General features: G+C 50.4%; 24 protein-coding genes. 3 read left to right on the top strand and 21 right to left on the bottom strand.

The window, feature by feature from the left end:
* Nucleotides 1-416: 416 nt before the first annotated feature.
* The 5 genes from ACTQ3A_RS00180 to mutY form a co-directional block, all read right to left on the bottom strand.
* Nucleotides 417-947, bottom strand: a complete 531-nt coding sequence (locus ACTQ3A_RS00180; protein WP_441100700.1) for a Mini-ribonuclease 3 — start codon at nucleotides 945-947, stop codon at nucleotides 417-419.
* Between the two features lie 164 nt (nucleotides 948-1,111).
* Nucleotides 1,112-2,596, bottom strand: a complete 1,485-nt coding sequence (gene cysS / locus ACTQ3A_RS00175) for a cysteine--tRNA ligase (protein WP_441100736.1) — start codon at nucleotides 2,594-2,596, stop codon at nucleotides 1,112-1,114.
* Nucleotides 2,597-2,836: 240 nt separating this feature from the next.
* Complete coding sequence (ispF, locus tag ACTQ3A_RS00170) at nucleotides 2,837-3,406, bottom strand: 2-C-methyl-D-erythritol 2,4-cyclodiphosphate synthase (protein WP_441100701.1); 570 nt, start codon at nucleotides 3,404-3,406, stop codon at nucleotides 2,837-2,839.
* A gap of 33 nt (nucleotides 3,407-3,439) precedes the next feature.
* Nucleotides 3,440-4,468 carry a glycosyltransferase family 2 protein gene (locus ACTQ3A_RS00165; protein ID WP_441494240.1) on the bottom strand — a complete coding sequence of 343 codons (1,029 nt, stop codon included), beginning with the start codon at nucleotides 4,466-4,468 and terminating at the stop codon, nucleotides 3,440-3,442.
* 373 nt (nucleotides 4,469-4,841) lie between these two features.
* Nucleotides 4,842-6,071 (bottom strand): A/G-specific adenine glycosylase, encoded by a 1,230-nt coding sequence (gene mutY, locus ACTQ3A_RS00160; RefSeq protein ID WP_441100703.1) that lies wholly within the window; start codon nucleotides 6,069-6,071, stop codon nucleotides 4,842-4,844.
* 386 nt (nucleotides 6,072-6,457) lie between these two features.
* Between mutY and ACTQ3A_RS00155 the strand changes: the two genes are divergently transcribed.
* The 3 genes from ACTQ3A_RS00155 (at nucleotide 6,458) to ACTQ3A_RS00145 (ending at nucleotide 8,418) form a co-directional block, all read left to right on the top strand.
* On the top strand, nucleotides 6,458-7,336 hold the full coding sequence (locus tag ACTQ3A_RS00155; protein ID WP_441494241.1) for an HAD family hydrolase: 879 nt from the start codon (nucleotides 6,458-6,460) through the stop codon (nucleotides 7,334-7,336).
* Between the two features lie 68 nt (nucleotides 7,337-7,404).
* Nucleotides 7,405-7,662, top strand: a complete 258-nt coding sequence (locus ACTQ3A_RS00150; RefSeq protein ID WP_441100705.1) for a TIGR03905 family TSCPD domain-containing protein — start codon at nucleotides 7,405-7,407, stop codon at nucleotides 7,660-7,662.
* A 324-nt stretch (nucleotides 7,663-7,986) separates the two neighbouring features.
* Nucleotides 7,987-8,418 carry an Hsp20/alpha crystallin family protein gene (locus ACTQ3A_RS00145; protein WP_441100706.1) on the top strand — a complete coding sequence of 144 codons (432 nt, stop codon included), beginning with the start codon at nucleotides 7,987-7,989 and terminating at the stop codon, nucleotides 8,416-8,418.
* 166 nt (nucleotides 8,419-8,584) lie between these two features.
* On the opposite strand, the gene ACTQ3A_RS00140 is transcribed toward ACTQ3A_RS00145, so the two are convergent.
* The 16 genes from ACTQ3A_RS00140 to ACTQ3A_RS00065 form a co-directional block, all read right to left on the bottom strand.
* Complete coding sequence (locus ACTQ3A_RS00140; RefSeq protein WP_441100707.1) at nucleotides 8,585-9,595, bottom strand: AraC family transcriptional regulator; 1,011 nt, start codon at nucleotides 9,593-9,595, stop codon at nucleotides 8,585-8,587.
* Nucleotides 9,596-9,612: 17 nt separating this feature from the next.
* Nucleotides 9,613-10,578 (bottom strand): glycoside hydrolase family 25 protein, encoded by a 966-nt coding sequence (locus tag ACTQ3A_RS00135; protein WP_441494242.1) that lies wholly within the window; start codon nucleotides 10,576-10,578, stop codon nucleotides 9,613-9,615.
* A 134-nt stretch (nucleotides 10,579-10,712) separates the two neighbouring features.
* Nucleotides 10,713-12,122 carry a radical SAM protein gene (locus ACTQ3A_RS00130; protein ID WP_441100709.1) on the bottom strand — a complete coding sequence of 470 codons (1,410 nt, stop codon included), beginning with the start codon at nucleotides 12,120-12,122 and terminating at the stop codon, nucleotides 10,713-10,715.
* Nucleotides 12,123-12,554: 432 nt separating this feature from the next.
* A complete protein-coding gene (locus ACTQ3A_RS00125; protein WP_441495208.1) occupies nucleotides 12,555-14,129 on the bottom strand; it encodes a CapA family protein in 1,575 nt (524 codons plus the stop codon).
* 55 nt (nucleotides 14,130-14,184) lie between these two features.
* Nucleotides 14,185-14,352, bottom strand: coding sequence for a hypothetical protein (locus ACTQ3A_RS00120; RefSeq protein ID WP_441495207.1), 168 nt, complete (start codon nucleotides 14,350-14,352; stop codon nucleotides 14,185-14,187).
* A complete protein-coding gene (locus tag ACTQ3A_RS00115) occupies nucleotides 14,333-15,925 on the bottom strand; it encodes a HAMP domain-containing sensor histidine kinase (RefSeq protein WP_441495206.1) in 1,593 nt (530 codons plus the stop codon). The genes ACTQ3A_RS00120 and ACTQ3A_RS00115 overlap by 20 nt, the downstream gene beginning before the upstream one ends.
* A gap of 28 nt (nucleotides 15,926-15,953) precedes the next feature.
* Nucleotides 15,954-16,670, bottom strand: coding sequence for a response regulator transcription factor (locus ACTQ3A_RS00110; RefSeq protein WP_441494245.1), 717 nt, complete (start codon nucleotides 16,668-16,670; stop codon nucleotides 15,954-15,956).
* 88 nt (nucleotides 16,671-16,758) lie between these two features.
* Nucleotides 16,759-17,787 (bottom strand): SGNH/GDSL hydrolase family protein, encoded by a 1,029-nt coding sequence (locus tag ACTQ3A_RS00105; RefSeq protein WP_441494246.1) that lies wholly within the window; start codon nucleotides 17,785-17,787, stop codon nucleotides 16,759-16,761.
* Nucleotides 17,788-17,801: 14 nt separating this feature from the next.
* Nucleotides 17,802-19,331 carry an MBOAT family O-acyltransferase gene (locus ACTQ3A_RS00100; RefSeq protein ID WP_441494247.1) on the bottom strand — a complete coding sequence of 510 codons (1,530 nt, stop codon included), beginning with the start codon at nucleotides 19,329-19,331 and terminating at the stop codon, nucleotides 17,802-17,804.
* Nucleotides 19,332-19,335: 4 nt separating this feature from the next.
* Entirely contained in the window at nucleotides 19,336-19,572 is a 237-nt protein-coding gene (locus ACTQ3A_RS00095) for an acyl carrier protein (protein ID WP_441100716.1), read from the bottom strand.
* Nucleotides 19,573-19,594: 22 nt separating this feature from the next.
* Entirely contained in the window at nucleotides 19,595-20,833 is a 1,239-nt protein-coding gene (locus ACTQ3A_RS00090; RefSeq protein ID WP_441100717.1) for a diaminopimelate decarboxylase family protein, read from the bottom strand.
* A gap of 9 nt (nucleotides 20,834-20,842) precedes the next feature.
* Nucleotides 20,843-22,333 (bottom strand): amino acid adenylation domain-containing protein, encoded by a 1,491-nt coding sequence (locus tag ACTQ3A_RS00085; RefSeq protein WP_441100718.1) that lies wholly within the window; start codon nucleotides 22,331-22,333, stop codon nucleotides 20,843-20,845.
* 200 nt (nucleotides 22,334-22,533) lie between these two features.
* Nucleotides 22,534-23,358: a TPM domain-containing protein gene (locus ACTQ3A_RS00080; protein ID WP_441494248.1), complete on the bottom strand. Its 825-nt coding sequence runs from the start codon at nucleotides 23,356-23,358 to the stop codon at nucleotides 22,534-22,536.
* Between the two features lie 13 nt (nucleotides 23,359-23,371).
* Entirely contained in the window at nucleotides 23,372-24,466 is a 1,095-nt protein-coding gene (locus ACTQ3A_RS00075) for a hypothetical protein (RefSeq protein WP_441494249.1), read from the bottom strand.
* A gap of 102 nt (nucleotides 24,467-24,568) precedes the next feature.
* On the bottom strand, nucleotides 24,569-24,982 hold the full coding sequence (locus ACTQ3A_RS00070) for a hypothetical protein (protein ID WP_441494250.1): 414 nt from the start codon (nucleotides 24,980-24,982) through the stop codon (nucleotides 24,569-24,571).
* A 24-nt stretch (nucleotides 24,983-25,006) separates the two neighbouring features.
* Nucleotides 25,007-26,461, bottom strand: a complete 1,455-nt coding sequence (locus ACTQ3A_RS00065) for an SPFH domain-containing protein (protein WP_441494251.1) — start codon at nucleotides 26,459-26,461, stop codon at nucleotides 25,007-25,009.
* Between the last annotated feature and the right edge of the window lie 13 nt (nucleotides 26,462-26,474).

The following is a 26,474-nucleotide window of genomic DNA, read 5'->3' as shown; positions in this document are numbered from 1 at the left end:
TTTTTCCCAGACGATTCATTGCCTCCGTTTTTCCCGTACATTCCTTTGTATCCGTCATTTTTCCGGGATACACCTCTATAACCGCCACTTCTTCCGGGTTCATCCCTCAAATTGCTCTTATAAGCTCCGCTTCTCCCAGATCCTTCCTCTCGATATCTGTCAAAACCGCCGCCATGCCTTCCGGCACCCGGCCTCTGTTCTCTCGAAGATCCACTGTTATTATACGAATTTCTCATCACATCCTCCTCCTGTGTGTCTGTCCGTCTGGAATTGCGAAAGTACGCAGCACGGAGCAAGCCGCAGCCTATACAGTATGTGGTACCCCGCCTGCGGGGCTTAGGAGTTTACTGTTCTACCTCTCCGAAATCTCCGAAAGCGCAGACAGGCCACCTGCCACAAAGCGTGTGCAGATCCGGTTATGACTTTGCCGTCTTCCCTGTGTGGTTGTCCGGATCTGTTTCCTTTTCCGCAATACGGAAGGGAGATTCTCCGAGATTCCGGTAATGTTCTGATATCCCTGTACTGACGAGTTCCACCAGTCTTCCGACATCTCCCTTCAGATACAGGTATCCGCAGACAGCCTCAAAGCCTGTAGCTCTCCGGTACTCCTGAATACTCGCATTCTTTGCGTGCGTATATGCCTTGGCATTCCTGCCCCGATGAAATACACGCTTCTCATCCTCTGTCAGGAGATCTCTCTCCTCGAACACACCGATCATCTCCGACTGTGTCTCCGCCTTGACAAGGCTGCTGGCCGTTCGATGAAGCTTATTCACAGGAGCATTTGATTCCCGCACAAGCAGCGTCCGTATGATCAGCTCATAGATGCAGTCTCCGATATACGCAAGCGTCAGCGGTGAATACTGTTTCGCGTCAAAATCCGGAAGCGCATATTTTTCCTCCAGATTGCGGACGAGCTCCGCCGCCAGATTTTCTCTCTCATCCAATCTGTTTTCCCTCTGCTTTTCTTCTGCTTTTCTTCTGCTTTTCTTCTGGTTTTTTCTGCTTTTCTTCCGTCACAGGCAATCCTTCCGGAAAAATCACGTCCTCTCCTGTTTCACCTCTGCTGTTTCTTCCGATTCTTCCCGCTCACATCAATCTTCCGGAAAGATCACTTTCTCTCCCACTTCACGCCATCCCGGGTGTCCTTCAATATGATGCCTTTTGCGAGAAGCTCATCACGGATGGCATCTGCCTTTGCAAAATCCTTCGCCTTGCGGGCCGCGTTCCGTTCAGCAATCTTCTGTTCGATCTCTTCGTCCAGAGCTTCCTCTCTGACATCGACGATCAGTCCGAGAATATCGGACAGTTCGACAATTTCCTTCTTCACCGCCTCAGCGAACTCCCGGGAACTGTCCGCGGTGACCTCTACATTCGCGAATTTCACGAGATTAAAAATCGCTGTCTCGGCGTCCGCCGTATTCAGGTCATCGTCCATCGCTTTCTCAAATTCAAGGCGGAAACGCCGCATATCCTCCGGCCAGATCTCTGCTCCGGTCATCGGGTCCTTTTTGAGCTCAAACGGGATTCTTCTTCCCTCTTCATCGATGCCGAGCTTTCTCTTCTCATCCTCCGTCAGGGACACGCTCTTTGCCCCGGCAATATGATCGTTCAGGGTGCTCACCGCGGTTCGGATTCTGCCAAGGGAAGCCTTTGCGGCCTCCATGATATCGGCACTGAAGTTCAGAACCCTTCGGTAATGCGCCGAGAGCATGAAGAAACGGAGAACCTGAAGGTCATAATGCTCACCGACCTCACGCACTGTCTTGAAATTTCCAAGTGATTTCGACATCTTCACGTTATCGATATTCAGGAACGCATTGTGGAGCCAGTAGTGAGCAAACTCCTGACCGGTTGCGCATTCCACCTGGGCAATCTCATTCTCGTGATGCGGGAAGATCAGATCCTCTCCGCCTGCATGAATGTCGATAGTGGTCGCGTGCAGATACTTTCGGGACATCACGCAGCACTCGGTGTGCCAGCCCGGCCTTCCATCTCCCCAGGGGCTTTTCCAGAAGGGTTCCCCCTCCTTTTTGGGTTTCCACAGTACAAAATCGAGCGGGTCTTCCTTCTCAGCCTCACCCGTTACTTTAAGATCCCGGAATCCCGAACGCAGATCATCAAGATTCTTATGGGAGAGCTTGCCATATCCCGGATCCTTTCTGGTGCGGAAATAAACGGTCCCGTTCACATTGTAGGCAAATCCTTTTTCCTCAAGATCCCGGATTAGGCGGATCATACCATCGATCTCCTGCGTCGCGAGAGGATGCGTCGTGGCCGGAAGAACATTCATGTCTGCCATATCCTTCTTCGTCTCCCGGATATACTTCTGCGAAAGCTCCGCCGCCGTTACTCCCTCCTCATTCGCTCTCTGAATGATCTTGTCATCGACATCGGTAAAGTTCGACACATAGTTCACATCATAGCCCTTGTAAGTCAGGTAGCGCCGAAGCGTATCAAACACGATCATGGGTCTCGCGTTGCCGATGTGAATCAGGTTGTAAACGGTCGGTCCGCATACATACATCGTGACCTTACCCGGTGTGATCGGTTTAAACTCCTGTTTCGTCTTTGTCAGTGTATTATAAAATCTGATTGACATCTGGTATGCCTCCTGTAAAATATCATAACGGTCACGCTGTGACCGGATTCTTCTCTTTTAATCTGTATCCGGCTTAATCTGCATCCGGTTTAATCTGTATCCGCTTTTTAATATGTATACGATTTTTAATCTGCATCCGATTTTATCTCTATCCGATTTAATCTGCATCCGATTTAATCTGTATCCGATCACACGGACCTGTATCCGGATCCGCGTCCGGGAACTGTCTGACAATTACCGGACATCCGCTTCGGTCTTGGCAAGCGTACGCATCGGACAGGAAGCGCATCCATGTCCGGAGCCTTCCATACGGTCATCCGGCATCTGCTCCAGCGCTCGTTCAATCAGGCACACCGCCTGCGCGGAAATTCCTTCTCCGCTCCCTGTGAAGCCGAGGCCTTCCTCCGTAGTTGCCTTGATATTCACCTGATCCTCAAGCAGGCCAAGCGCTTCCGCGACGTTTCCGGCCATCTCATCCAGATACGGCCTCAGCTTAGGCCTCTGGCAGATGATCGTGCAGTCAATATTCGAAATAATGTACATGCCGTCTTCAAGCATCCCGCCGACTTTTCGGAGCAGATCCATACTGGATGCGCCCTCATATGCAGGATCTGTATCCGGAAAATGATAGCCGATGTCCTTCATCGCAGCAGCACCGAGAAGCGCATCCATGATGGCATGCAGAGCAACGTCGGCGTCAGAATGCCCCAGAAGCCCTTTCTCATAAGGTATTTCAACGCCGCAGAGGATCAGCTTCCGCCCCTCTGTCAGCTTGTGTACATCATATCCTGTTCCTATTCTCATTCTGTGATAAGCACCTGTCGCACCATTCCCGAATCAGTCAAAGCCGAAGACCTTCTCCAGAACATGATACCCTTTCTTTACTACTTTTCGTCCACCCTCCCCGGGAAGATTCAGCGCCACACCGGACGCGCTGGCACGAATTTTCAGAAACGCCATATAATCGACCTTCTTCAGACGATTCCACAGCGGAGCCTTTTCCTTCAGCATCTCCGGGTCTTCGGAACGCATCATCATGGAAGTCGTTATCATCATGATGATCAATACATCATGGATCAAAAATTCTCTCTGCTTCGGATGAAGGCGAAGTTTATGGAACTGTTCAAAGTAATCCAGCATGAGATAGGCAACCCGGAGCTGCTGCGGAAATCTCGTCATCATGACCTTCTCGTTCACGCTCTGATCCGAACGGCCGATAAAGTAGCGGTACAGGTTGACATTCAGATAATACATGGTCTTTACCCTGGAAAAAGGCACAAACGCATAGATATTATCAACATAGAATGTATGCTCCGGAAGTCTCAGTTTCACCTCCCTGAGCAGCTCTGTCCGGTAAATCAGCGAATGCATCAGCACATAGTGGAACACATTCATCCGTTTTACCTGATCCCATCCGAAGATTCTTCCTTCTGGAAAATACATCCTGTATCGCATCACATATTTTCTATATTTCCGATTCTGCTTCTCATACACATAATTCGCAAAAAAAGCGTCGACGATATTGCCGGACTTTGCAAGGCCCCGCAAAGCGTCGAGCACCTTTTCAAAAGCGCTTCTGTCCAGCCAGTCATCGCTGTCCACAACCTTGAAATAAAGTCCGGTCGCATGATCGATTCCGGTATTGACAGCCCCGCCGTGACCTTTATTCTCCTGATGAATAGCCCGGACAATCGTCGGATATTTTTCCTGATATTCATCCGCGATCTCGGCTGTCCGATCCTTCGTCGATCCGTCATCAACGATCAGAATCTCAACATCCTCACCTCCGGTAAGGAGAGATTCAATGCACTTTCTCATGTAGCTTTCGGAATTGTAACATGGTACAGTAACGCTGAGTAACTTCATCTTCCCGTTAAACCTTTCTTTCAATTCGGCAGAATATACCGTTTCTATAATGCCACAAGACCTGTCAAATTGCAATCTCGCATATCCTTGCCCGATCACACAGGCTGTTCTCCGCACATCATCCTTCACGCCGTCTGCTGTTTTCGCCTGCCCCTCCGGCCATTCCATTTTACGCAAACATCCGCTCACGCCGTCTTCCCGTCTGTTTCCGGCACGCTTGCGTGAGCAGATGGTATCGGATCTTTGAGGCTCCGTTTCGGTGGTCGCCTGTTTCCGGCACGGTTTCGTGAGCAGAGACAGATAATATATAAATGCCACTATGCAGATGCAGTTTTTTCCTGACAGAAGACCTGACGGGCTGATTCCCATGGATTTATCTCTTTTGCAATCCGGCGCTCCCGGCATTCTCTGCTCTGTTCAGATTCAGTGCGTCCGCATAGGCCTTGTAGGCGGAGGGAACAGCATACTTTCTTCTTATTTCATCAATCTCCGCAAAAAACAGACCGGCTCCCGCTTTCTTGTCAGAAGTCTCGTCTGCCCCCACGGACAGGCGATCCGGAAAAGAGCCGACCCGGATCTCATATCCTCTCATCTGCCACTCAATATGCGAAAAAATATGTCTGCTGTCTGCCAGTCTCCTAATATAAAGAGCCGGCAGTCCCAGCTCCTTCACCTTGTTCAGCGCCTCCTCTTCGCTAAGGCTCCCCTCAAGGTTCGGAAACTCATACAATCCTGCAAGCAGCCCCTTCTCCGGCCTTCGGTTCAGAAGTACCCTGTCTCCGTCCCGCACCACAAGGATCGTCCGGTTCTCCATCCGGCGAGGCTTTTTTTCAGACTTTACGGGAAAATCCATCTCCCGCCCCTGTTCATGCGCTTTGCACCACTTTACAAGCGGACACTCTGCGCATTTCGGCACCCCCTTCGGCAGACAAATTGTCGCTCCCAGGTCCATCATGCCCTGGTTGAAGTCCCCGGGTGTAATCGGATTCTCTGCTGTGCTGCCAGATAACTCCAGCTTCATCACCCCTGTCAGACTGTCTTCAATCTCTTTGCGGTATTTCTGCCTTGTGATGTCAGAGGAATCTGCCAGTACCCGGGTTATTACCCGGAGTACATTCCCATCTACTGCCGCCTGCGGCTTTCCGAATGCAATCGAAGCGATTGCTCCGGCTGTGTAGTCTCCGACCCCTTTAAGGGTTTTCAGTGTCTTCACGTCGTCCGGAATCTTTCCTCCGAAATCATTCATGATCTGGATTGCGGCTTTCTGCATATTCCGGACTCTGCTGTAATACCCGAGGCCCTCCCACAGCTTCATGAGGCGGTCCTCTGGGCAGCACGCAAGGTCTCTGACCGTGGGAAGCGCAAGCAGAAATTTAGTGTAATACTCCTTCACTGCCTCCACCCGGGTCTGCTGAAGCATAATCTCCGATATCCATGTGTGATACGGATTTTTCTCCCTTCTCCAGGGAAGATCTCTCCTGTTCTTCTGATACCATCTGCCCAGAGGAAGTATAATCCGCCGCATCTCCCCGAACCTGTCCTCCGAGACTTTTTTCTTCAAACTCAGTTCCTCCGGAATCACATTCTCTGAGTTCCTGTCCACTGAAAATTCCTCCGATTCTGCTGTCTTCTGATTTTCTACCCTCTGATTATCCACATTGTTTTACCTGGCAGTTATACACGATATTCTCCGAGGCATCTTCGAGTCATTATAACAGACTCAATGTAAATCGAACAGATACTCCGAACCACTCAGGGCGATACACCAGTCTGGACAGCAATAAAGATTGGCACCTGCCGCATAAGCTATATCCCTAATCCCCAATCTGGACGGCAATAAAGATTGACACCTGTCGCATAACCTATATACAATAGGAAAAGCAGCTCCACTTCCCGTCAGGCGCGGCCATCCGCTTCTGCCTGAATACCGGTGACACAGATATCCGGAAGCTGCAGCAGAAGACAAGAGTCAAACAGAAAAGAGGTTATATGAACAAACTGCAGACAGACGGAATCATCTTCGATGTTGACGGCACGCTTTGGGATACCACGCCGATTGTTGCCGAGGCATGGAATACCGTGCTGGATTCTATGAACCGGGACTACCGCTCCCGTCATCTCCCTCCCCTTCATCTGATTCACCCGGAGGGCGGAGGTTCAGGCTCGCGGATTGTAAGCGAAGATCTGCGACGTGAATTCGGAAAGCCGCTCGAGACTATCGCCAAGGATCTGCTTCCGGATCTTCCCGATGCAGAAAAGGCTGATCTCCTTCGTCAATGGTATGATGCCGAGGAAATTGCAATCGACCGCAACCCTCCCGAGCCTTATGACGGACTGGAACGAACTCTTCAGACTCTCACGGGAATCGACCCCCGGAAATCCGGAGAATCGGAAGCCGGTCTGCCCCGCACAAAAGCCTCGCATCAGCTGCCACCAGGTATTCCCTGCTTCATCGTCAGTAATTGCCAGAGCGGTTATATTGAGCAGTTTCTCCGGCTGACCGGTCTTGGCTGCTATATCACGGATCATCTCTGTCCCGGAGACACAGACAGACTTAAGGCGTATAATATCTATCGCATTGCTTCTGAATATCATCTTCAGAACGCTCTTTACATCGGCGATATTCAGGCGGACTTTGACGCGACAAGGGAGGCGGACCGTCTCCTGAAGAAAGAGGCCCGGCAGAAACAGGAAAACGGATGTTTTGATTCATCGCGCAATGATTGCAAAGTCCCCGATCCCTCCATACGCTTCCTCTGGGCATCCTACGGATTCGGAAGTGTAACAGATCCTGATGGAATCGTCCGGCGAATCTGTGACCTTCCTGATCTGATCATCTCCTCAAAAACGAAGGCAGGTCACATATAAGAGCGCGTGTGAGGCACGCGAAAGAGATAACATAAACATTACACATAAGCACAGAAAGAAGGATTTTTATGCATTACCAGTACAAAACAAAAGGAACCTGTTCCCAGCTCATTGATTTCGACATCAATGACGGCATTCTCACAAATGTACGCTTTACCGGAGGCTGCAACGGAAATCTCTCCGGCATCAGCCGTCTGGTCGAGGGCCGCAAGGCAACTGAAGTCGCAGACATCTTAAAGGGTACAACCTGCGGATTTAAAAACACCTCCTGTCCGGACCAGCTTTCCAGGGCTCTCCTCGAGGCTGTTGAAAACGCCTCGAAATAACCGAAAAGAAGTCTGTTTCGCGCCGGTTCCTGCAGCCGGCGCGATTTTTCACGCGATCATGTTTTATTTTTTAAGAAAAATTAGCACTCGCCACTTGACAGTGCTAGTAACAAGTGTTATAACAAAATTGTTCCAAAAAGAAGGAACTCATAAAACAACAATAAAGAAACAATAAAACAGTGCCAATAAAATAGTACCAATAAAACAACAGCAATAAAACGGCACAAAACAGAAGCAGCACAGAAAGATCGCTTCTATGGAACAGGCTTCCTGAATCGCCGCCTCGTATTACAGAAAATCAAAAACATAAAGGAGGAATGACTTATGTTACTGCCGGAACTTTTTGGAGATACTTTTGATGACTTTATGGATCAGGCATGGAATGGACGTTGGTTCAACGCACCTTCTGCTTCCGCTCACCGCATGAATACAGATATTAAGGAAACAAAGGACAGCTATCAGTTGGAGATGGAACTTCCGGGATACGGAAAAGATGAGGTACACGCCGAGCTTAAAGACGGTTATCTGACGGTCACCGCAGCAAGAAACGAGAATAACGACAAGAAGGATGAAAACGGCAGATATGTACGCCGTGAGCGCTATACCGGCACCGTAACCAGATCCTTCTATGTCGGTGAAAACATCGAACCGGAAGACATACACGCAAAATTTGAAAATGGAATTCTGACTCTCAGTATTCCAAAAGAAGTACCGAAGAAGGAAGAAACAAAAAAGACCATTGCCATCGAAGGATAAAACCATCCTGGTTCTTCTTCACTTCCTCGATGGATAAGACTATTCTGTTCCTTCCTAACTTTCTCACAGAATCATATAGAGTAAAACGGCAGAGCCATCCGAACCGGCATTCCGGTCACGGATGGCTCCTCTCTTTAATAAGTATCGCATCTTAATAAGTATCGTATTAAAGCCGTATCCGTGAGTCTTTCCTGTGCCGGCTCCGGAATTCCTTCGGCGTCATCTGATATCTCTCGCGAAAAATCCTATGAAAATAGCTGTGATTCTCATACCCCACCGCATCAATGATATCATTCACCGGAAGGTCCGTGTCGCAGAGCAGACCTACCGCCTTGTTCAGGCGTTTCCGCTGAAGCAGTTCCTTAAAGTTCACTCCGGATGCCTTCTTAATCATACGGCTCAGCGTATGCGAAGGCAGGCAAAGTCCAGCGCAAAGCTCGGTCAGAGTCGCGGTCCGATAGTTCTGCTCAATATATTGCAGCGAGGTCATGAGTATCATATTCTCATATGAATCCGGTTCCATCGTTCCTGCCTTCGGAACCGCCTCCAGCAGATACAGGAAAATCAGTCCCATCGTGGTCTGATTGATCCGATTCATCCTCTGCAGCAGGAAGGGCTCTCCGCCATTCTCCTTCTGAGAAATCAGCGAATAGATCATGTTTTCGATCAGATTTTGTATCTGAAGCACATCTGCGACCTTGAAATAAAGATACTCTCCCCGTCTCTCATCCTGTCTCAGCGTATTGACGATGAAATCAGCCAGAACGTTGTTTCTTCCGATCATCTCAGAGGCAACATCGAAAAATTCAGGAAGAATCACAAAGTTGATCGCGATATCATTCCTGCCTGCCGGAAGAATCTCATGCCTTGTATACTGATTCAGGAAGAGAAGCTCGCCCCGGCTTACCCGGATCTTTTTGTGGTTGATGATATGCGTCACAGAGCCCTGGCAGATGTACATCACTTCCACATAATTATGCCTGTGCATGGGGAAATGCGCAAACCTTGTATGTGTCCGCACCGTAATCAGCTGACCGGTCTCCAGCAGCTTCGCATAATCAATGGTGAATTCCTCCCCGGAGGCATATAACTTTTTTTCAATTCCGGCTGTACCGTCCAGAATGCGCTGTTCCTCCTCTGTCACTCTGCCAAGCCGGTCCAGAAGTTCCTGATTCATCTATCTTACCTTTTTCTTCATTTGGCCCGGAAAAGAGCTGCAGAACCCGAAGAGGCCACGGCCGCACCTGCAGAGGCTTCCGAACCATCCGTCGGCGTCATTTCGATGTCGAGATCCACGCTTCCGCTGACTCCATCAACCGTCCCCGTATTCGAGTACTGCCATACCCTGAATTTATACGGAGTGCCCGGCGTCGCACTGTAATTGGAAAACCAGACCGGAAGATCATAGAGCTTTGTCATATCCAGAGTAAACGACTCCCAGTGCAGATTCGTATAGAGCATCGGTTCATAGCCAGCATCCACGATTGCGAGGCTAAAGGCCTTGATATTTTGCGTGAACTGGTCACCGCTGACACCATCGGTCCGCGCAGCGCCCTCTTCCACCGTTTCCATGTCGATCGCAGCCGGAAGATCCAGATGGCGTCCGTTCAGTGTATCCGTCACAAATTTTGCCTCTTCTTCCGCCTCTGCTTCATCAATCGCCTGTGAATAAAAATAAACGCCGACATCCAGTCCTGCCTTTCTGGCTCCCTCATAATTTGTCTCAAACATAGCGTCTTCCACAAGAGAACCGTCGCTGCCATATCCACGATATCCGATTCTGAGATACGCGAATTCATAGCCGGCATTTCGGACAGCTTCCCAGTCAACCTCCCCATTATGCTCGGAAACATCGATTCCGATACGGCTGGAATAATGATCACTGTCCGTATACGTCATCTTCTGCCCATCCAATGCAAAATCCGCTGAATTGTAGTCGTTATACATATCACTCATTGAATATGAGGTGGAAAAAAGGCGCTCTGACACCTGATTATCCTCTGCGGCGTGGCTGCCGAATGCTGCAATCGCCACAAACGCTGCCGTAAAGGCAACCACTATGCCCGCAAGTATACGGTTTCGGAGAATCTTCCTCCTCTCCGCTCTCGTCACCCGGTGACGTGCACCGCTTCTTCCCCTTCTTTTCCTGTTTGCTGCCATATGCGATCAGGCAGACGCGATGCCGCCCGTTCCTTCCTAAAATCTTCTCTCACATACCTTACACACAAAAAAGGAGTGTGTCAATCTTGACACACTCCTTTTCAATATCTCTCTTCTGCCGCAGACAGATTCTGTCAGCCCTCGTCGCTGATACCCTGAATCTGATCCTCTGTCTTCGGAACATAATCCGGATGATCGGATGCCCACAGTTTCTCGGCAACCGGTGCCCAGTTCTTCGCGTATTCCTCAACCTTATGTGTCAGATGGTCTACATTCTCCGGATCTGACATATCGGTTGACTTAGCTCCGGTCGCATGAACCATTGCGCGAAGCTTTGCCGGATTCTCAAGCATCGGACACGGACGAAGCAGGTTGTCGCTGAACGGCTGTCCGTCATGATATGCCTTGAACAGCGGCTGCTGCAGGCACTCGAGAATACTGTTCTGGTGAATATTCGCCCCGGAATAATGAATGAATACGCAGGGCTCAGCGTCACCGTTCGGATTGATGTGGAAGTAAGCCTTACCACCGGCGATACATCCGGATACCCACTCACCGTCATTCTGGAAATCCATAAGGAAGATTTCCTTGCCTCCGTGGTATCCGCGGACCTCACGGATTCTGTGATACATATACTCACGCTGCTCCGGTGTCGGAACAAGCTCCATTGTTGTATCATTTCCGGTCGGCATGAAATGGAAGTACCAGCTGAACAGAACGCCCTTGTCGATCAGGAAATCAAGGAACTCATCGCTCGTAACCGCCTTATAGTTTGCGCTGGTATAGCAGATGGAAGTACCATACGGAAGTCTGTTCTCGCGAAGAAGATCCATCGTCTTCATAACCTTGTCAAATACGCCTGCGCCACGACGGTTATCTGTTGCATCCTCAAGGCCCTCGATCGACATGGAAAGCACGATGTTCTTGCATTCCTTCATGTCATCACAGAACTGCTGATCTACCAGAGTTCCATTCGTGAAGATCATAAATCCGCAGTCCTTATGAGCCTTTGCGAGCTTCACAATATCTTTCTTGCGGACCATCGGCTCTCCGCCGGTCAGAACATAACCGCGGGTTCCCAGTGCCTTTCCCTCGGTGACAATACGGTCCATATCCTCATAGGAGAGGTTCAGCGCACGGCTGTACTCAGATGCCCAGCATCCTACACAATGCAGGTTGCATGCCGAAGTCGGATCAAAAAGGATGACCCACGGCACATTGATATTGTATTTCTCCGCATTCTTTCTGGTCTCATGGTATCCAACATAGCCGGCCTCGAATCCAAATGCCATGAACAGACCCTTTACAACCTCCGGGTCAACGTCGCGAAGAATACGATCAAAAAAGTTTGCGTACTTTTCGCCCTTGGTAAATGTCTTTCTTAAATTGTCAAAAGCTTCCGGTTTCCATGTATCTCCAAGGAATTTCTGCGCCGTATCAATAACCTTGATATAGCCATCTTCCTTATTTGCTGTTTTGATTACCTGATTTAATACAAGCTCGAATGCTTTCCTCTCGGCAGCATGCACGATTGCGTTTGGCATCTTCATTAACCTCCTGATGAAACATTTATCTGACACTGCAACAATTATAAAATTTCGCTAAAAAAATGTCGAGAACAATTCCTTCAAATCAGTGGGACAAAATGAGACACCTGTCCAATTAGTGGACAGCTAGCCGAAAACGTCAAATGGTCATTTTCAGCCGTACCGGCGCCATTTGTTGTACAGATTCATTAACAAGCTTGTCTTTTAAGACGAGTCACGTTGTCAGAACTGGTCAAAATTTGCGTGTAATATTTACACGCAGGCTCAGATGTATCCCCCTCCTCCAGGAGCTTCCCCTATGTTTCAGAAGGCAGCTGCAGCACTCTGTCCACCCTGCAGCCGCCTTATCGCCTCCAGAATCCTACACGCAATCTGACAAGGACGCATTCGCCAGACCATACCGCAACCTGTCTTCTCCAATCATTCCCATCAGTCTGAAAAATCAAGATAACGGCTGTCAATGGAGTCTGTCAGAACACGCTTTATGTAAGCCAGATCAAATACTGTTCCATCCGTGATGTAACCATTTATCCCGCTTGCTTTCGCCTGTTCGTCGGTGTAATCCTTCAGGAGAACCACATGCGCGTCCGCTCCGTTCTCCCCGTAGTCCGTAATAATCGGCACCAGACCCGGATCAATGACGGTAACCTCCGGTTCTGATGCATTTGCGCCATCTTTGCGAAAACGAAACGTACAGTCAAGCGCCGTCCCGATCAGCTCGTCAGGCTGTTCCTGCGTTGATACAAAATTTCCCAGACAGTATGCGCAGAAAACCTTACGCCCGTCGGAAGCTGTCAGCATTTCGGCCGGCTGCACGACATGCGCATGATCACCGATAATCAGGTCGGCGCCCCAGTCTGCAAGGTTCTGGGCCATTTCCTTTTGAAAATCCGTCACCTCATGACTGTCCTCATCACCCCAGTGACACGCAACAACCACAGCGTCCGCTTTTTCATCCGCCTTCTCAATCTGTGCTTCAATAAGCGAGGTCTCATACAGATAGATCACCCTCTGGTCCGTATCTGACGGCGCATCATATATTCCTCTTCCATCCAGCTCATTCGTCATCTGTGTATACGTCAGAAACGCTATGGTCTTACCATTTGAACAGGTGTATATCGGAATATCATCGTACTTCACTTCAAACTGAGGGCTGAAGCCCGCATCGCTGTAGCCCGCAGTATAACTCGTGCTGCCGTCCGTGTCTTTTTCCCAGAGACCGGTTGTCAGGAACTTCGCGCCCGAAGGCATGTCGTTCTGCCAGAACTTCACGGCCGCATTGATTCCTTCCGTTCCAAGATCATAAATATGGTTGTTCGCGAGACTGAAGATATTGAAACCGGCTTTGTACAAATCAATCCCGTCCTGGCCCGGTGTTGAAAACTCCGGATAACCCGACGGCGTGATTTCATTGTTGATATCTGTTTCCACATCGATCCAGTTCACCTCGTGCTCCTGAATAAAAGAGGAAACGCCGTCATACAAATAGCTGAAATCATACGAGCCTCCGCTGCCTCGTTCCTCAGCCTGCGTGAGCATCCGCTCCGATATCAGGTTATCACCCACAGCAGAAAAACGGACCTCCATGCTGTCTTTTCTGTCATATGCTCTCCCTCCGGATCCTGAGTTCACTGACTCGGACCCTGCAGTCACTTTTTCCTGTCCGGTGCTTGAAGTATCTGTTACACCAGCCGACGAATCTTTTCCGTAATTCGACGAGGACCTCTTTGCAGACATTCGGACTCCGCTCACGATTCCGATCATAGCGAAAGCCACAGCTGCACCGGCAACAATCCGGACGGTTATTTTCCGGAACCTGATGCGCCTCTCTTCCTCCTCGCGGCGGCGCCGCTCTCTCTGTTTTCGTCTCCTCTGCAGCTCCTCCAGTCCTTCCTGCTCATCCTGCTCTATTTCACGGATCTCTTCCTCAAGATCCACCTGTTCAGAGGCGGTGAGCCGTCTGACCTGATTCTTCCCGTTCGCAGAATCTGCGGAATCTCTCATTCTATGATGGTTTTCCTTATTTTCCACCCGTTTTTTTCCTTTTTACTCATTTCTCTCAAGCCATGGTTTTCTCTAAGCCCGATGCAGACATCGTGTATGCTTCCTCCTGAGATGGGGCTTTCTCCTCCTTGTTGCGTAAAGAACAGCAGAAGCTGATGTTATTGGCATTTAGCCGCTCAATCCAGCTTTTGCCATTGTTGATATCAAGTCCGTCCTTTCTCATTCACCGGAAGTAAAATTTCATATACGCATCCCGGCCGGTCTGTCAGAGAAATGCTGCCTCCGTGAAGCTCCACAATCTGCCTTGCGATGGATAAACCAAGGCCCGTTCCCTTTCCGCTGGTTCTCGACTCATTGCCGACCACAAACGGGTCAAAGATGGATGCCCTGTATTTCTCCGGAATTCCCGGACCGTTGTCTCCGATGAGGACACGCAGATAATTCCGGTCATCTTTCACGACGAGGCCTGCCTCTATGCGAAGCCTTGTTCCGGGTCCGCAATACTTTATCGCATTACCCAGAATATTATCAAACACCCGCCTTAACTGCATCCGGTCAAAGCTGGCATCCATTCTTTCCTCCGGAAGATCTGCTTCCAGATCGAATCCCCCTACCTCCAGCTCCGAATATCTCCCGGCAATATATTCCCGAATATATTCGCAAAGATCTCCCTGTTCCATATTTAACTGAAATCCCGGATGGTCAAGCCGGCTGTAATCACTGAAGCTGTTGATCAGACCTGTGAGAAGCTCTGTCTTGTTCTGTATGATCTCCAGATATTTCCCCTGTTCCTTCGCAGGAATCAACCCGTCCCGCAAGGCGTTGACATACCCCGAAATCACGGTGATCGGCGTCTTCAGATCATGAGAGATATCCGCGATCATCTGTCTTCGCTGATCCTGAAGCTTCCTCTGCTCTTCTTCACTTTTTCTCAGAGCCTCCTCCATACGATTAAAGGACCGGATTACCTCAAGCATTTCCCTTGGCTCTTCGCCTTCATGGATCTGAATCCAGTTTCCTCCGGCGGTTTCATCAATGGCCCTTGTCAGCTTTCGGATCGGTGCCACCACCCTGGCGGAAAGCCTCCTCCCTGTCAGAATAATCAGAACCACCAGAAGGATAATATAAAGGCCGAAGAAAAAGACAAAGGTCACTCTCTGGGCATTCACGGTCCCGGCAGAATCTGAATTGCTGTGTATCAGAAGATATCGCTGTTCTCCTTTCGCGTTTGTAAATTCGTATTTCTGAATAAAAAGATTATTGCTGTCCGCCTTATAGAAAAGATAATTCATCGTTTCCGATGAAATCTGACTGTTCTTCAAATCCAGATCGCTGTAAATAATCTTCCCGTTTTCATCCAGCATCGCAATTCCGGTAAGCTGATCATCATTATACTGAATCAGAAGAGAGCCTTTCTGTTCTCCGTTTTCCAAAGGAAGCAGATCATATACCACATCCGTGTCAACAACGGGAAGATATTGCAGAATATCCCTGTTGTAAGTATTTCTGTGCCGGGAATCACTCGTATACAGCACCGTAGCTTTATTATCCGTGATTTCAAAATAGCCGCTTCTCCCCAGCGTCTTTCCTACGTTAATAGAAGAATAATCGTCATTCTCCAGCGAATCCACTCTCCGGATCAGTTTTTTGATTCCCGCGGGTTCTACCTTCTGCGGCATGAAAATCCATCCCACTCCCCAGAAAATAACTGCCAGTATCAGTACGATTCCTGCCAGCCTGATGGAATTGTGAAGCACCAGCGTATAGATGCTCCCCTTTTCTCTTGCTATAAACAAATTGATTTTTTTTCGCATAGGCTGTTTCCTATTGTCTTGCCACACCCAGCTTATATCCCAGTCCGCGAACCGTCAGAAGATACTCCGGTTTTTTCGGATCTTCCTCGATCTTATCCCGAAGATTTGAGATATGGACCATGATCGTATTTTCATCATTCTCAAAGTATGCCCCGCGAAGGTACTCATAGATCTGTACCTTTGTATAGACCCGTCCCGGATTCTTCATCAGCAGCATCAGAATCCGGATCTCTGTAGGTGTGACCTTGATTTCTTCTCCATCCTTAAAGAGCTGGAGCGTCTGCATATTGATCTCCAGCCCCTTATACCGGAGAGCCTCCTGATCCCTCACTTCATCGGTCCCCGTGTTCAGATCATAAAATCTTCGGAAGGCTGCCTTTACCCTCGCCACAACCTCCAGAGGATTAAATGGCTTGACCAGATAATCATCCGCACCGAGATCGAGTCCGAGAATCTTGTCACTGTCCTCTTTCTTCGCGGACAGCACAATGATCGGAAGATTATACTTTTCCCTCACCTTCCGGATCAGCTCAAAGCCATTCATCTTCGGCATCATGATGTCGAAAATTCCCAGATCGACCTTCTCTTTTTCTATCAGGCGAAAGGCAGCCGCCCCATCCTCCGCTGAAAGAATCCGATATCCCTGGTTTTCGAGATAAAGCTTCAGCACCTCAATGATATCTGCGTCATCCTCCGCAATTAATATCGTATATTGTTTTTCCTCCATACTCTATGAATCCCTTTCCCTTTTAAAAATTATCACAAGGCAATCCACAGCTAATACAGGATGTGGAACAACGTATCGTGTGAGCATTTTACAGATTCACACTCTGCTCAGCGGTCAATGCGACGGCAGTATTTTTCTCCCGGATCTGTTTCGTGTATTTGGAAGCCTGCTCCTGATAAGTCCGGGACAGTTCTTCCCAGTCGTGATAGGAAGCGTCCATTCTGTGGTCTGTCAGGTCGAAGGCTTTTAGGATGGATTCCATATACGCCGTTGTCTTCTGTGCTCCGGAAATGTTCAGATGATCCCCTCCATCCAGAGTATCTCTGCTCCAATCGATCCCGATCTCCTTACTCTTCATATTCATATCGATATAGAGGAGCTTCTTTTCAGATGCAAGCTTCTCCAGACGGTTATGCTTTCCCAATGTATAATTGACCGGGGACGGGGCGCTGTACAGCACCAGACGGATTCCATTTTCCCTGCACAGCTCCACGATTCTGTCAAATACTCTCCCATTCAGCCAGGAGATGGACGTTTCCTTCGAATCCCCCTGCATGTAGTCAGCTGTCCCCTGATACGGTCGGATCGCGGTTCTGATTTCAAATCCCTTGTTGTTCATGTGAACAGGCTCTATCCTCGGCTTTATGATAACATTTTTCCACAGATTGTGATATTGAAAAATCGGAAGAAAGGAGGCCGTCCTGGCCGCTACCAGATCCTGAAGCTGATCCAGATCCTTGCCCGACCGGAAAAGCACATTGGTCTCCATCAGCACCACCTTGGGCTTCTGGGTATGCAATCCGGTCTCCAGCATGGTAAGCGTCTCATTCATTGTCTGACCGGACTGACCACCCACGAAGGCCGTGTAACCGGTATTCCTCCAGATCTGAAGGGGTGAAATCGAAGTATAGCTCTCACTGTCTCCGATGACCAGAACATCGATTGTGTCAGCCTTCTCTTCCTGAAGTTTGACAACGGCCGCATGCCGCTTGAGCGAGCTCATTCCCAGCACGTTCATGGCATACGAATTCAGCAGAAACGATCCAAGAGCCAGGAGCAGAAGCAGTCCGATCACAAACCCTGCTTTTTCTTTGATTGATATTTTTTTGATGTCCATTTTTTGTCTCCGCCTTAGAATCCCGCATAGATCAAATCTACCTGCCGGTACCCAGATCCGTAGGCGCCAAATATCAGCACCGCAAAAATCAGGGCATAAAAGGCAGCCCAGCGCACCGGAAGGCTTCTCTTCGCGAGCACCGCCTTCACGTCTATCTGCTTCTCTTTTAACAGATCTGCCACAAATACAACCGCAATCCCTGCAAGGATCACGATCCAGTCTGCCTTATCGAGTCCCATCTTCAGCAGGGTGCCGTCCCACAGACGCTGTATTCCAAAGTTGCGGAACCCGCTGCGGAACATCGATACGCCCGCCCGCAGACCCTCCGCGCGGAAGAACAGCTCTCCGGTAAAAATGATCAGCCAGGTGCGCAGGATCCGGAAACAGGTCCAGAAGCGTCCGTTCTTTTGAAAGCCTGTTTGCCTGTAAAAGACCTTCTTCACCGGCTCCAGAATCACTTCCATCATCAGCAGCACCAGATAATAGATGCCATAGAAGATGTAATTCCAGCTTGCCCCGTGCCAGAGTCCGTTTAACAGCCATACCGGCGTGAGCGCAAGGAAGGACGTGCCGATCTTTGCAATGTATTTTCCGAATTTTTTTCTGGCAAACCGGTTCCACTTCATCGTGAGATCCGAGGTCGTCACCGGATAAAAGACATAGGTCTTCAGCCAGATACCAAGCGAGATATGCCATCTTCTCCAGAACTCCGAAGCGCTCTGTGAGAAAAACGGCTGCCGGAAATTTTCGGGCAGCTTTACGCCGAACATACCGGCGGAACCGATGACGATATCCATGACACCGGAAAACTCCATATAAAGCTGCAGCGCGTAAGACACCGCCGCCACCGGAATCATCACCCCGTCATAAGCCAAATGATTGTGGTACAGCTCGGTAACGATCACAGACAGACGGTCCGCGATCACAATCTTTTTGAACATGCCCCAGAGGATACGAGTCACTCCGTCGAACACCCACTGCTCCGTCACCGGATTTCCCGCTGTCAGCTGCAGTGCTGTATCCTGATACCTGGCAATGGGTCCTTCCATCGTCTGCGGAAAGAATCCCAGAAACAGTGCGACTCTGTCAAACCTCCGGTCCGCCTCAAGCCGTCCCCAGTACACCTCCAGCAAATATCCCACCGCCTCCAGCGTATAGAACGAGATTCCGATGGGAATCAGCATATGTCTGAACGGGATCGCCGTCCAGCCGCTCTTCCCGGCCATGGCTAGATTCACGGTATTGATAAAGAAGTTGATGTATTTGAGATAAAGGAGAATTCCGAAGAGGCCGCCTGCGCTGACCACAACAAGAAAGGTTTTCAGATGCTTCCGGCTCCCGGCCCGGTCCATGGCCAGACCTGCCAGCCAGACGCCGGCGGATGTCAGAAGCAGATAAAGAATCAGCTCTCTGCTGCAGAGGAAGAAGTAGATCCATGAAGCAATCAGCAGCACATATTTACGGAATTTCCTTCCGCTCACCTGATACACGATCAGGGAGAGCGGAAGAAACGGCACGAGATAAGGTAAGGTGTTGTATCCCATGCCGTCAGCCCTGCAGTCTCCGGATCATCGCCGCCATTGCCTTGATGGAATTGAAGTTTTCAGGCATCATCTCTACGGCATTGATCCGGACATCGAATTCTTCCTCCAGATCTGAGATCAGGGAGATAATCGCAAAGGAATCCAGGATCCTGTCGTCGATCAGATGCTTTTCTTCCTCATAATTAATACTGTCGTCCTGCTCCATTAAGATTTCATTGATTTTTGACTCGATTTCACTCATGATATTTTCCTCTTTTCTTCACTTATTCTGTTCTTCCGCTGTTCCATTCCCAGCACTCCCTCGGCTGCCGCAGACATCTGCTCCCCTCACCCTTTGAATAGGAGAAGATTGCCGGAAGCTCATGACTGAGGAACAGGGCCATGCCCTCGACCATGGAATAGGCCCCCACATTTCCAAACGCCAGTATGTCGCCGACCTTCAGCGGGCCGAGATCCTGTTCTGCACAGAGAACATCGTTTGCCGTGCACAGGCAGCCGCAGACGGTCCAGTTGCCATTGGCGGACGGATTGTGCTTCTCCCCATCCCTCCCTCTGCCGTTCTCCCGCCTCCTGTCATTCTCTTTCAGCACGGTGACGAATGGATGATACATTCCACGTATCTGACCGTCGTAGTTCATCTGATGCATTCCACCGTCTGTGATGGCATAACCGGTTTCTCCGCTGTACTTGATGTCGCAGACTCTCGTCACATAGTACCCGCAGGATGCCGCAAAGATCCGTCCCATTTCCATCGTCACGCGGCCCTTCCATGTCATATCCGCAATCGCTTTTCGAATTTCTTTGAAAAACGACTCGTCCAGCTTCTCCGGCTGATCCTCAAAATAACGGGCAGGAATCCCGGGACCGTATTCCAGTTCCGGAATCGTGACGTGAAATCTGTCCTGCAGCTCCAGAAGCAGCCGGTCCAGCTTTTCCAGTTCCCTCACCGGCTTTGCTGCCTTTCTCTTCTGCGAGCCGGAATAATAATGGATACCTGCAATTTCCAGATATGGAGTCATTCCTGCCAGCTTAAAAACTGTGTTCGCGCTCTCCCTGTCCAGTCCGAACTGATTGCCGCTCGTAAGCCGGATATAAACCCTGAGCTTCTCCCGGCGTTTCCTGGCAAGTTCGGCTAACATCGCAAACTGCCCCATCGACTCCACCGTATATCCTGCCTTGCTCCCACATTCTTCCACAATACGTTTCAGTTCCACCGGCTTCTTCAGAACACCGGAAATCAGAAGCTTTCCCGGATCGATACCATCCTTTCGGCAAATGCAGTACTCCCCATACGAGCACACCTCGATCCGGTCGACCTCCAGTGCCGCAAGCGGCATCAGAAACGGATTGCATTTCATGGCAAAGCAGAGCTTCGCCGCATTTCCTGTTTCTCTCCGGATCCGTCTGATATTCTCGCGGAAGGTGTCCAGGTCAAAGAGATAAAAGGGACTGTCTGTGACTGCCGCCTGATCTTTCAATATCTTGATGATCTTGTTGTCCATATACTCACCTCATATTCCGACTGACAGCCTCAGGGCATTGCGGTCAATCTTTCCATGTGCACTGAGTGCAAAGGCCTCCACCTTCCTCCACTTATTCGGAACCATATACGAAGGCACCTTCTGTTTCAGTTCCTTTCTCACCTCACTGGCGGAAGGTGCTCCCTGATAAAACCCGTAGACGCAGTTGTGATTTTTGTCGAAGATGCAGCAGGCGCGCTGCACACCTGCAATCTGCGCGATGGCATTTTCCACTTCCCCGAGCTCGATGCGGTGGCCCATATGCTTGATCTGGAAATCCTTGCGCCCCACAAAATACAGAAGCCCATCATTTCCAAAATACCCGATATCACCGGTTCTGTAGATTCTCTCGCCGTTTCTGACCACGAAGGTCTGTTCTGTCTTCTCCGGATCGTGATAGTACCCGTCCGCCAGTGATTCTCCGCTCACACAGATTTCACCGGAGACATTTGCGCTATGAACCTCCTCCTGATCCTTGTCTGTCAGAAAAACCTTCCTCCCCGGAAAAGCTGTCCCGATCGGGAGAACACTCCCTGAGAAATACCTGGGGACCGGATAGTAGGTACAGTTGCAGGTGATTTCGGAAGGCCCGTAAAGATTCACAAACTGTGTTTTCGGAAGAGCGTCCTGCCAGATCCTCAGCTGCGCCATCGGCATGACCTCGCCGCTGAACATCACCTTCCCGAGATTCACCGGCACCCGGTAGTCAAAGCCTCCGAACTGAGAAATCATGCACAGAGCCGAAACCGCCCAGATCAATATGGTCACCCTTTTCTCACACAGATAATCGATGAGCTGCCGCGGCATTGCGAAATACGTTCTCGGCACCAGAACCAGTCTGGCTCCGGTCAGACAGGAGGAAAAAATATCCTTCACCGAAACGTCAAAGTCAAAAGGCGCCTGATTTCCAAGAATGTCTTCCCTGCAGATATTGAACGTCTCTGTGAAATGTCCGATAAACCTTGCCACCGCGTCATGGCTCACGGCGATTCCCTTCGGTTCTCCGGTCGATCCGGATGTGAAGACCGCATAAAGCGTATCCTCCGCTTTCGCCTCCTCCCGAATCCTATCCAGTTCCCGCCTCCTGATCTCTCCTTTGAACATGCTTTCCGGTTCCAGGACCTCTCCGTCATAGCCCATCGCAAGCAGCCGCTGCTTCTGCTCCTCTTCTGCAGCCACAACCCGCGCATTCAGCTTCTTTATGATCTTCCGGATCCGTTCATCCGGCTGCGCCGTATCTACAAAAACATAAAACCCGCCGCTGTACAGCACACCGTACAGAAGCGCAAGCGCTTCACAGGATTTTTCCATCATCAGGACCACCGGTTTTCGCTGGCATCCGATTGACGAAAGAACTGTTCCGGCCCTCTGCGCCGCATCCCGCAGCTTCTTCCAGCTGTAATGCCTGTCGGCATCTTCTACCGCGATCTGATCCGGAAACGCATTCACGGTTTCCTCAAATTTTTCCAAAATTGTATGCATATTTCTTTCCTTTTCATCGTTCTTCACACATAGCCTATCCTGCAGACAGCCATGTGAAGCTCTTGAAATGTATCAATCTATGCATACACTATAAAAGGGCTCCCTAAAGGAGCCCTTTATAAAACATTAAGATTTCTTAAGGTGTGCTGTATAAGCTCTTCTAAAAACGCCGACAGGATCGTCTTGCCTTTCGTTTCCTCCTAGAATTTTCCACCGCCTCCCCCGTGTATTGTCCCGGAAGACGATGTGTGCGTGCTGCTTTCAGAACCATTATTTTTTGCTTTTTCCGTGCGTTCAATCTTGTGATACAGGAACAGATCTTTGCTTTCCGTCACGATCATACTTCCTTCCTTCACATAGCTGCCCGCTGCAGCCTGGGCACGGACCGTCTTCAGCTGCTGTTTCATGGAGCCTACGATAAGCAGAGCTGTCACAAAGCCGATTGCCACGGAGACCAAAAACCAGACCGCAGACAACGGCTTCCGGGGAATATCAGACTTATCGAACGGATTGCCCTCTCTTGCCTGCGTCACATACGAACTGCCCAGACGGGCAAACGTACGAAAGGCTTCCGTATAGTTCCCGGCAGACAGATCTCCTTTCATCTGCTCTCCGAGATATTGAATGCCCTCGTCTGTAAAAGCCGTAATTCCATATCCGTGCGTGGAAACTGCCCAGTCCCTGTCCTCTGTGCTGATCAGAAGCAGAGCTCCATCCTTATCGCTTCCATAGCCGTACTGGCAGGAATTATACCAGTCATCCGCATAATCTCTGGCGGTCCGGCCCTCCAGACTCTCTACAATCACAATGCACAGATCAAATTTCAGCTCTGTGCTGTCTTGATCAAGAAGCTGCTGAATCTCGCTGTCCTCTTCTTCTGTTATAACAGCGGCCTGATCCTGCAGACGGTGATATGCGTCTGCGAATCCGCCTGTTTCTTCTCCACTGTCCGCTGCAAAAGCCGGCACTGCCATGCCAAGACAAAGTGCGAGCAGAAGAAAAATCGAAAAAATACGCTTTTTCATCAGTCTGCCCTCCCTATAAAATTCTCGCCAGATGCAGAAGCCAGATAATCCCGTAGGCCGCGGCACTGCACAGAGCTGTCAGCCCTAATGTCCATTTACGGGCTGCGCCTTTATCTACCGGGAGATCACCCACCAGTTTTCCGGTCTGACCGTTCATCGCGAAGGTGTAGTTTTTTCCATTCCAGGTGGTGTTGAGCATCCACACCGGATAGAGCGCATAGGCTGCCTTTCCGCCCCGAAGCTTTACGCTGCCTGCTTCCGGAACCACACTCGTATAGTTCCTGACCGTATCCGCAAAGGCTTTCTCCGTGCTCTGTTTGATCCTGGCATTGGCCCGTTCTATGCTCTGTTCTTCATCTACATCATATTTATCTGCCAGATATCCCGCCAGATAAGCTGTTTTGAAATCTACCGCATCGGAAAACAGGAACGGCTCAATCGACTCCATCAGATCGTCCGGCATTTTGGAAGAGCCGTCCACAGGAACCCTCTCAAAGCCAATCTCCCCGCCCCGGGTGACTAAATAGTAGCTGGTCTCCTTGTATTGATAGTTGCTGTCGCTCCAGGTCCGGACGCTTGTCGCCTTATATCGGATGTTCGCCTCCGCCTCCGCGTCAAAAAGCCAGAACGGCACGTATATGCCCTTGATCTCATCAATGTGATTCTGATCCTTGAACACCTTGGGAAGAAGCCGCTTTCCACCGTAATGCTTTTGAAGCGCTTCCTTCGCAGCCTTCTTGTCCATCTTGAACGGAATGATATAATCCGGCTTCAGCGCGCCGGAAAACTGCCCCGTCATAACCACCGGATTCCCGCAGAACGGACAGGATGCCGCCGCGGTATTCTCATCGCCTACGATCTCACCGCCGCACGACTGGCACACATAAGTGCGAAGTCCCTCCGCTTCTCCTTCCTGCCACGCTCCTCCTGCGGCTGTTTCCCAGTTCATCTCATCTTCCCGGCCGGAGGCCTGTTCCCCGGCATAGGCTTCTAGGGTTTCTACTTCAAATTCCGTATCGCAAAACGGACATTTCATTTTCTGCGTCCCGCTGTCAAAGACAATTGCGCCTCCGCAGCACGGACATTTATATTCCTGTAAAGCACTCATATGCGCTTCCTCCCTACATGCTTTCTATATCTGCCGCCCATGCAAGAGGGCTTCCGCGAAACAGCAGTCCTCTTGTTTATAAACGTCCTTTTATGCTCCCTGTCACGCCCTTGCAGCCGGTTTTGTTTTTACCGCTCCAAGGATATATAAGACGGGTACCAGAAGATTGACCACAAGGTTAATGATTTTAAACTCCCCTCCGCCTTTCACACTGACCACCATAGAAATCATGCTGAGGGCCACTATCGCAATACCAAGGATCACGCACTCGCCGGCTTTTTCCGGCAGCCTGCACGCTTTGAGGCCCTTTGCGCCTGCAAGAATCTCAACTGCCGAGGTGACCACTGCAAGAACGGAGCCGGCATAGAGAAGTCCGGTTCCTTCCGCACTCCCCATCAGTGCCGCCAGTGCGCTGACTCCCAGAATTGCAAATACTCCTGCGAGCAAGGCGATAATTCCACCGATGACCATTAAAATCGATGTGACCTTCAAAAATGTCTGTCCCTGGTTCTTCATAGCTTTCCCTCCCCTCATCAAGATTTACTTCCGGTCGCTGTCGTCAAAAGGATCCCCGCATTCCGGGCAAAACTTCGGTGGGTGCGCCGGATCCTCCGGCTCCCATCCGCACTTGTCACACCGGTACACCGGTGCGCCTGCAGGTTTTGGGGCGCCACAATTTGAGCAGAACCTGCCTTTATTTACCGTTCCGCAGGAACAGGTCCAGCCAACCTCCTCCGACGGCCTCGGTGAGCCGCATTCCGGGCAGAACTTTCCGGTCGCCGTGGCCCCGCATTTGCACTTCCATGCCCCTGCCGGTACCGGCTCCGGTCTCTTCGCGCCGCACTCCGGACAGAACTTCCCGGTCACCACTGCTCCGCAGCTGCATTTCCAGCTGTTCTGTTCAGGCGCTGCGGTCTGCGGCTGCCGGGATTGCCCGGACTGCATCTGCTGAGACTGCGCCTGTTGTGCCTGCATCTGCTGTCCCATGCTGTACAGGTTCTGCGCCGCACCGAATCCGCCCTGACTTCCGATGCCGGCCATTCCCATACCAAGGAAACCGGTCATGGCCCCGGCAGAATTTCCTGCGGCAGTCTCCATGGCATCCGCTGTCGCATTTGTCACCCGGCCTGCCATCATAAACGGATTGGTTCCCACCGTAGCCGCATCCTCCATCTCGTTGATCTTCTTCATATCGGCTTCGGTCAGCGTAATCGGATTCAGTGCAATCTTCCCGACGGAAATGCCGCGGTTGTCGATCCATTCCTGCCGCAATGCCTCGTTCATCGCGGCTTTCAATTCTCCGGATTTGGCCGGAATCTGTGCAGGCCTGAGCTCCTGCTCGGCGAGCGCTCCGAAGGCCGGCTGAAGCGCGTCAATGAATTCCGTCTTGAGCTGCGCGTCAATCTGGTCACGGGTATATTCGTCCGCGACATTCCCGCAGAGCCGCTTATAAAAAACCAGCGGATCAGAGATCACATAGGTATATACTCCATTGCACCGCAGCTGAACCGTTCGGCTCATGCCGATCCGCTTATTCACGACTTCAAAAATGATCGGATTTGCCGTTCCGAACTTATTGTCCAGGATCTCCTTTGTATTAAAATAGTAGACACGCTGATCCCTGCCCGTGTCGCCGCCGTAGGTGAAACGCCTCCCAAGCGTGCGGAAGCTTTCCTTCAGGCTCTCCCCGAACCTCCCGCTGAAGATACTGGGCTCCGAGGATGTATCATAGGTAAACTCTCCCGGCTCGGCACAGACCTCGACAATTTCACCCTGATCCACAATGATCATGCACTGACCATCCGCCACGGCGATGCCGGAGCCGCTTGAGATCACATTGTCATTTCCCCTGGTATTGGAAGAACGCCCGGTGATCCGTTTCTGCCCGCGTCTCATTAGAACATCATTGGGGAGCGCATCACAATAGAAAAATTCCTTCCACTGGTCTGCCAATGTAGATCCAAGCGCCCCGATTCCTGCTTTGATAAGTCCCATACCATTACCTCCC

This window comes from Bilifractor sp. LCP21S3_F8 (genome assembly GCF_052117805.1).
GTDB lineage: Bacteria > Bacillota > Clostridia > Lachnospirales > Lachnospiraceae > Bilifractor.
This window is presented reverse-complemented; position numbering and strand designations above follow the sequence as displayed.

Excerpts from the sequence above, each read along its gene's own strand:
- ispF (WP_441100701.1), bottom strand. The coding sequence starts at position 3,406 with ATGAGAATAGGAACAGGATATGATGTACACAAGCTGACAGAGGGGCGG.
- ACTQ3A_RS00165 (WP_441494240.1), bottom strand. The coding sequence starts at position 4,468 with ATGAAGTTACTCAGCGTTACTGTACCATGTTACAATTCCGAAAGCTAC.
- ACTQ3A_RS00155 (WP_441494241.1), top strand. The coding sequence starts at position 6,458 with ATGAACAAACTGCAGACAGACGGAATCATCTTCGATGTTGACGGCACG.
- ACTQ3A_RS00150 (WP_441100705.1), top strand. The coding sequence starts at position 7,405 with ATGCATTACCAGTACAAAACAAAAGGAACCTGTTCCCAGCTCATTGAT.
- ACTQ3A_RS00145 (WP_441100706.1), top strand. The coding sequence starts at position 7,987 with ATGTTACTGCCGGAACTTTTTGGAGATACTTTTGATGACTTTATGGAT.
- ACTQ3A_RS00140 (WP_441100707.1), bottom strand. The coding sequence starts at position 9,595 with ATGAATCAGGAACTTCTGGACCGGCTTGGCAGAGTGACAGAGGAGGAA.
- ACTQ3A_RS00135 (WP_441494242.1), bottom strand. The coding sequence starts at position 10,578 with ATGGCAGCAAACAGGAAAAGAAGGGGAAGAAGCGGTGCACGTCACCGG.
- ACTQ3A_RS00130 (WP_441100709.1), bottom strand. The coding sequence starts at position 12,122 with ATGCCAAACGCAATCGTGCATGCTGCCGAGAGGAAAGCATTCGAGCTT.
- ACTQ3A_RS00125 (WP_441495208.1), bottom strand. The coding sequence starts at position 14,129 with ATGAGAGATTCCGCAGATTCTGCGAACGGGAAGAATCAGGTCAGACGG.
- ACTQ3A_RS00120 (WP_441495207.1), bottom strand. The coding sequence starts at position 14,352 with ATGAGAAAGGACGGACTTGATATCAACAATGGCAAAAGCTGGATTGAG.
- ACTQ3A_RS00110 (WP_441494245.1), bottom strand. The coding sequence starts at position 16,670 with ATGGAGGAAAAACAATATACGATATTAATTGCGGAGGATGACGCAGAT.
- ACTQ3A_RS00105 (WP_441494246.1), bottom strand. The coding sequence starts at position 17,787 with ATGGACATCAAAAAAATATCAATCAAAGAAAAAGCAGGGTTTGTGATC.
- ACTQ3A_RS00100 (WP_441494247.1), bottom strand. The coding sequence starts at position 19,331 with ATGGGATACAACACCTTACCTTATCTCGTGCCGTTTCTTCCGCTCTCC.
- ACTQ3A_RS00095 (WP_441100716.1), bottom strand. The coding sequence starts at position 19,572 with ATGAGTGAAATCGAGTCAAAAATCAATGAAATCTTAATGGAGCAGGAC.
- ACTQ3A_RS00090 (WP_441100717.1), bottom strand. The coding sequence starts at position 20,833 with ATGGACAACAAGATCATCAAGATATTGAAAGATCAGGCGGCAGTCACA.
- ACTQ3A_RS00085 (WP_441100718.1), bottom strand. The coding sequence starts at position 22,333 with ATGCATACAATTTTGGAAAAATTTGAGGAAACCGTGAATGCGTTTCCG.
- ACTQ3A_RS00080 (WP_441494248.1), bottom strand. The coding sequence starts at position 23,358 with ATGAAAAAGCGTATTTTTTCGATTTTTCTTCTGCTCGCACTTTGTCTT.
- ACTQ3A_RS00075 (WP_441494249.1), bottom strand. The coding sequence starts at position 24,466 with ATGAGTGCTTTACAGGAATATAAATGTCCGTGCTGCGGAGGCGCAATT.
- ACTQ3A_RS00070 (WP_441494250.1), bottom strand. The coding sequence starts at position 24,982 with ATGAAGAACCAGGGACAGACATTTTTGAAGGTCACATCGATTTTAATG.
- ACTQ3A_RS00065 (WP_441494251.1), bottom strand. The coding sequence starts at position 26,461 with ATGGGACTTATCAAAGCAGGAATCGGGGCGCTTGGATCTACATTGGCA.